Here is a 6,330-nt window from a genome sequence, read left to right on the forward strand (position 1 = left end):
AAGCCAAGCACAGAGTCAAGTACAGAACCAAGCAAGGAAGAAACGAAGCCAAGCACAGAGTCAAGTACAGAACCAAGCAAGGAAGAAACGAAGCCAAGCACCGAATCAAGTACAGAACCAAGCAAGGAAGAAACAAAACCAAGCACCGAAGTAAGTACAGAACCAAGCAAGGAAGAAACGACACCAAGCACCGAAGCAAGTACGGAACCAAGCAAGGAAGAAACAACACCAAGTAGTTCAACTACTATTGTTCCTACAAACAGTAACAGTGTTAGTACCGTTGGTCGCCCAGTTTTACCAACAAATTCATATATTTTAGTAGACCAAGCAACAGATATCGTTTTGCAAAACCCTGATTTTGCTCAAGGTGGCTATAGTCTCCTTGTTGAAGTTTTGAAAGATGTCAAAGAACTAGCTGGTAAAGATTACAAGGCATATAATATTCAATTATCGAACCAAAATAATCCTGTACATCAAATTAGTCCAACGGTTGTGACCATTCCAGTCAATGGGCAAAAAGAAGTAGAAGCAGTTTATGGTATCGGTGAAAATGGCCAATTGGAATCCTTCCAATTCCAACTAAATGAAGATAAGTCAGCCGTAACATTTACAACCTCTCATTTCTCAACTTATGGTGTAGTTTATAAATCTGCAGCAAAAATTGAAGTGAAGAAAGGTGAGAAAAAATTACCATCAACCGGACAAAGTATCTCAATCGCGACGATGGTAGGCGGAGTTATTTTGACAGTTTTTGGATTTGGCTACTACATCGAAAAACGTAGAACCCATTAAACGATACAGTTTATAAGATACAACAAAAAAGGAAGTGAGAATGAAATCTCTCTTCCTTCTTTTTTAGTCTGCAGTTTGTTCAGATGCTTCTAATTTTTTTCCAAGGTCGATAATATATTGTTTGAGATCATCTTTGACTTGAGGGTGTTTCAAGGCATAGTCAATCGAAGTTTTCATGAAGCCGAATTTATCACCCACATCGTAGCGCTGGCCTTTAAATTCACGGGCAAAGACTCGTTGGGTCTTATTGAGGGTGTCGATCGCATCCGTCAATTGAATTTCATTGCCGGCACCTGGTTCTTGATTTGCAAGAATATCAAAGATTTCAGGAGTCAAGAGGTAGCGTCCGATAATAGCGAGATCACTTGGAGCATCCTCTGGATTTGGCTTTTCGACAAAAGTTTCAACGCTATAAAGACCATTGATACCTTCGCCTTGAGGTGCGATCACACCGTAAGAAGAAACCTCTTCGTGAGGGACTTCCATCACAGCGATGGTTGACGCATGAGTTTCATCGTAGTCGTTCATCAATTGTTTGGTCAATGGTAAGGCATCATCATTAGTGATGTCCATGAGGTCATCTCCCAACATAACGACAAAAGGCTCGTTTCCAACAAAGGCCTTGGCTTGAAGAACAGCGTCCCCTAAACCTCGAGGGTGACTTTGGCGGATGAAATGAAGATTGATCGCTGTTGTATCATTGACCAACTTGAGTAAGTCAGTCTTGCCTTTTTGCTCGAGATTGTATTCCAATTCGAAGTTAGAATCGAAATGGTCTTCGATCGAACGTTTAGCCTTCCCTGTTACGACAAGGATTTCTTCAATCCCAGATTTCAGAGCCTCTTCTACGATGAATTGGATCGTAGGTTTGTCAACGATTGGCAACATTTCTTTTGCCAAAGCTTTGGTAGCTGGGAGGAAGCGTGTCCCCAAACCAGCCGCAGGAATGACTGCTTTTCTAACTTTAGTCATATAGTTTCCTTTCTAAAAGGTATGATTCATTATAGGGTGGTTGACTTATTTCCACTCGTTTTCTTCTTTAAATTCATTGCTCATCATGTGGTGGATGGCTTCGCGGATATCTTTTCCTTCATAGATGACTTGGTAAATGGCTTGTGTAATTGGCATGTAGACATCCAATTCTTGGGCCAGCTCGTGGGCGACTTTGGTCGTAGAGATCCCTTCAATGATCATGCCCATGTTGGCTTCGATATCTTCCAGTTTTTCGCCACGTCCGAGAGCATCCCCAGCTCGCCAGTTGCGAGAGTGAACAGAAGTTCCGGTAACGATCAGGTCACCAACCCCAGACAGACCGCTATAGGTCAATGGGCTAGCTCCGAGCTTAACGCCAAGGCGCGTGATTTCAGCGAGACCGCGCGTGATGATGGCTGCTTTGGCATTGTCACCATAACCAAGACCGTGCAGGGCTCCAGCTCCGACCGCGATGATATTCTTCAAGGCTCCAGCAGTTTCCACTCCGATAACATCTGTATTGGTATAGAGGCGGAAGTAGTGATTGCTAAAGAGTTCTTGAACATAGCGAGCCGCTTCTAAATCTTTTGAGGCTGCTGTAATGAGGGTGATATCCCGTACGATGGTCTCCTCTGCATGACTTGGTCCAGAAACGACCACTACCTCGCTGCGAAGAGAAGCAGGAATTTCTTCTTCAAGGATTTGAGAAATCCGATCGTGTGTACCAGGTTCTAATCCCTTAGAAGCATGCATGACTGTGACAGGGTGATCCAGTGTTTCAGCGACTTGTTTAGCGACCAAGCGGGTCACCTTTGTAGGAACGACAAAAAGGATAGCATCCACACCGTCCAAAGCAGCTTTCAGATCGGTCGTAGCAGTAATCTCTTCGCTAATAACGATGTCTTTGAAATAGCGTTGATTGGTATGAGCGGTATTGATTTCATCGATTTGTTCTTGGATATTTCCCCAGAGACGGACTTCATGGCCGTTATCATTGAGGACTTGTGAAAGGGCTGTTCCCCATGAACCAGGACCCAATACTGCAACGGTTTGTTTTTCCATTGTATCTTCCATTTCTATGTCTATTTTTTCAACAAGGCTAGGAATCTAGCGCTTGCGCCTTCGAAACGGCCCAATGTGTGCCTTGAAGGACGATTCTATTTTCCTCTCTATTTTAACATAATATAGGTAAAAAAACTTGTATGATTATCAATTGTTTTATGAAGAAATTTCATTTAGCAGGGAAATCAAATGAAAAAATACTACTTTGTACTTGCAATAGTACTAGTTTTTGATATAATAGTTTCGCTTATTATTATGAATATAAGGGGAGAAAAAATGAAAAAGTTAGCAATATATTTATCAATGATGCTTTCATTATTGATTGTGTGCTTTACGCTTTTTTCTAAAAATGTAAAAGCAGAAACGTCAAAAAAAGTGGATGTCATCACGGATGTGAAAATTCAAAATAATGATGGTGGTGATTTAACAGACTCACTTGGAAGATATGATACTTTCCGTCTGAATGCCAAATTTGCTTTAGAAGGAAAAAACGTTAAAGCAGGGGATACGACCGAAGTAACAATTGCTTCTCCGATTGATATCAAATCGCAGGATTTTGAAATTAAAGACTCCATTACTGGTAAATTGATTGCCAATGCAAAAGTTAACTCAACTACTGGTAAAATTGTCTTAACATTTACAAAATTTGTCGAAGAGAAAAATGATATTTCAGGTTCGTTCTTCTTCTATGCTGGTGTTAATAAAGATAAGTTCCCAAATGATGGTAATGCACCAGTCAAGGTCTCTGTTAATAACAAAGTGAAATTCGATGGTACAGTAAAAAGTGGAACCATCGGAGAAGGTAAACGGTATACTATTATCAAATCAGGTTGGGATAATGGAGATCACAAGAGCCTAGGTTTTCGTATTTCTGTCAATCGGACCAATGAGGCAATTAGCAATGCAGTTCTGTCCGATACTATGGAATCACCAGGTGTCACCTACAAGCCAGGTAGCTTTAAGATCTACAAAGGTACTTGGGATCACAGCAGTGGAACATGGCAACTTCTAAACAAAACAGATGTTACCTCCCAATACACTGTCAATGCAACAGATACTACATTTACGATTAATCTAGGGAACATTTCTGCTAATGATCACTTTGCAGTTGAATATGAAGCAGTTGTTAACTATGATGCGGTTGACCGTGAGGTGATCAAAAATAAAGCAACCATCGTAGGTGATAATAAAAAACCATACGATTCAAATAGTAAAGTAAATATCCAAATCGCTGGTGGTGAAGGTGTTGGTTATGCCTTCGGCATTCAAGTTCATAAAGTTGACGAAAGTAATGAACCGCTGAAAGGTGCGAAATTCCAAGTTATCCGTCAAGCAACTGGCCAAGTATTAGGTGAGTTTGAATCAGATGCTAAAGGTGAATTTAGCCTTAAGGAACTCTTGAGAGATAAATACATCATCAAAGAAATTCAAGCTCCGGAAGGGTATGAGTTGGCAGAAGATACAATTGTTGAAGCTAGCGAATTTACGACACCAACGAAACCTGTTAGCAAAACCATTGTAAACAAGAGAGAGAAGCCGGCCAAAACCCAAGCTGTTATTGAGCTGGATAAAGTTCTTACAGGTCGTGACTTGGTAGACGGTGAGTTTAGCTTTGAATTGTATGAAGGTACTAATAAGCTTCAAACTGTCACCAACAAATCTGGCAAAGTGACTTTTGATGCCATTTCTTACACAGCAGAAGGTGAACATACTTACACTGTGAAAGAGGTTAAAGGGGACAATGCCACGATTACTTACGATGCTTCTGAAAAACAAGTGACTGTTAAAGTCACTCGTGATGGAGGAGCTTTGAAGGCAGAAGTCGTCTACCCAGAAAGCAAAACATTTACCAATGCCTTCACCCCAAACGCCACGACAGCAACAATTGAGTTGACAAAAGAGTTGACAGGTCGCGATTTGGTAGACGGTGAGTTTAGCTTTGAATTGTATGAAGGTACTAATAAACTTCAAACTGTCACCAATAAAGCCGGTAAAGTGACCTTTGATGCCATTTCTTACACAGCGGAAGGTGAACATACTTACACTGTGAAAGAAGTTAAAGGGAATAATGCGACTATTGCTTACGATACTTCTGAAAAACAAGTGACTGTTAAAGTCACTCGTGATGGAGATTCCTTGAAGGCAGAAGTCGTCTACCCAGAAAGTAAAACATTTACCAATGCTTTCACCCCAAATGCGACGACAGCAACAATTGAGTTGACAAAAGAGTTGACAGGTCGTGACTTGGTAGACGGCGAGTTTAGCTTTGAATTGTACGAAGGAACTAACAAACTTCAAACAGTCACCAATAAAGCCGGTAAAGTGACCTTTGATGCGATTTCTTACACAGCAGAAGGAGAACACACCTACACTGTGAAAGAAGTCAAAGGGAACGTCCCAGGTATTACATACGATACAGCCGAGAAACAAGTAACTGTTAAGGTGACAAAAGAAGGAGACAACCTAAAAGCAACAGTTGTCTATCCAGAAAGTAAGGTCTTTGCAAATACTTACTCAGCTACAAGTCCAGCGAAGGCTCAGATTTCAGCGAGCAAGATTTTAGAAGGCCGTGCTTTGAAAGATGGCGAATTCAGCTTTACCTTGTTGGATGAAGCTGGAAAAGTCCTTCAAACAAAACAAAATGCTGCAGATGGTTCCGTAGCTTTTGATGAAATTTCTTATTCACAAGAGGATGCAGGAAAAACCTTCCATTACACGATTAAAGAAGTGATTCCTCAATCTCAAGAAAAAGGAATGACCTATGATCAAGCCAGCATCGAAGCGACGGTAACCGTGACCAAAGATGATGCAAGCAATGCGATCAAGGCTACTGTGGCATATGGTGAGAAGAAATCCTTCAAAAATACTTTTGTCACAAGTGAAATCCCACCAACACCACCAGTAGTTGAGAAACCAGAGTTGAAGCTTTACAACATTCAACTACATAAGGTCAATGGTGAAGGGCAAACTCTAGCAGGTGCAGTATTCGGGCTTTTTGAAGCAGATGGTGTGACAGCAGTAGCTAACCCATATGGCGAAGGCCAAGCGACTGCAACGTCTGATAAAGATGGTCTTGTGACTTTCAAAGGATTTGAAGCGAAAGATTATGTAGTGAGAGAACTCACAGCTCCAGACGGATATCAACTATCAAAGGTTGTTATTAAAGTATCTGCTAGCGAATTCAGCACCGCAACTAACCTTGTGGTAGATAAAGGAAATGTGGTGAATAACCCATATACTGAAATCCCACCAACACCACCAGTAGTTGACAAACCTGAATTGAAACTCTACAGTATCCAATTGCACAAAGTGAACCAAGAAGGGAAGGCTCTTGTTGGTGCCGTATTCGGTCTCTTTGAGGCAGATGGTACGACTCCAGTCGCTAACCCATATGGCGAAGGCCAAGCGACTGCAACTTCTGATGCGAATGGTCTTGTAACCTTTACAGGATTAGAAGCAAAAGATTATGTAGTGAGAGAGCTTACAGCTCCAGACGGTTACCAA

Annotated in this window: 4 protein-coding genes; 2 read left to right on the plus strand and 2 right to left on the minus strand. The window is 41.3% G+C overall.

All coding sequences use genetic code 11. The annotated features are described in order from the left end of the window. Positions 1-792 (plus strand): LPXTG cell wall anchor domain-containing protein (locus ADI76_RS11805; protein ID WP_049516431.1); only part of this gene is annotated, 792 nt, incomplete at its 5' end. Positions 793-855: 63 nt separating this feature from the next. On the opposite strand, the gene galU is transcribed toward ADI76_RS11805, so the two are convergent. Together galU and ADI76_RS10700 are read right to left on the minus strand one after the other, a co-directional pair. Further along, a complete protein-coding gene (galU, locus tag ADI76_RS10695; protein WP_003008975.1) occupies positions 856-1,764 on the minus strand; it encodes a UTP--glucose-1-phosphate uridylyltransferase GalU in 909 nt (302 codons plus the stop codon). Positions 1,765-1,809: 45 nt separating this feature from the next. After that, complete coding sequence (locus tag ADI76_RS10700; RefSeq protein ID WP_049516434.1) at positions 1,810-2,826, minus strand: NAD(P)H-dependent glycerol-3-phosphate dehydrogenase; 1,017 nt, start codon at positions 2,824-2,826, stop codon at positions 1,810-1,812. Positions 2,827-3,129: 303 nt separating this feature from the next. On the opposite strand from ADI76_RS10700, the gene ADI76_RS11070 reads away from it, so the two are divergent. Continuing rightward, positions 3,130-6,330, plus strand: a 3,201-nt coding sequence (locus ADI76_RS11070) for a Spy0128 family protein (RefSeq protein WP_342666497.1), incomplete at its 3' end; no start/stop codon positions are given.

This window comes from Streptococcus parasanguinis, assembly GCF_001074805.1.
Lineage (GTDB): Bacteria > Bacillota > Bacilli > Lactobacillales > Streptococcaceae > Streptococcus > Streptococcus parasanguinis_A.

Coding starts and splice junctions, on each gene's coding strand:
- ADI76_RS10700 (WP_049516434.1), bottom strand. CDS start 2,826: ATGGAAAAACAAACCGTTGCAGTATTGGGTCCTGGTTCATGGGGAACA.
- galU (WP_003008975.1), bottom strand. CDS start 1,764: ATGACTAAAGTTAGAAAAGCAGTCATTCCTGCGGCTGGTTTGGGGACA.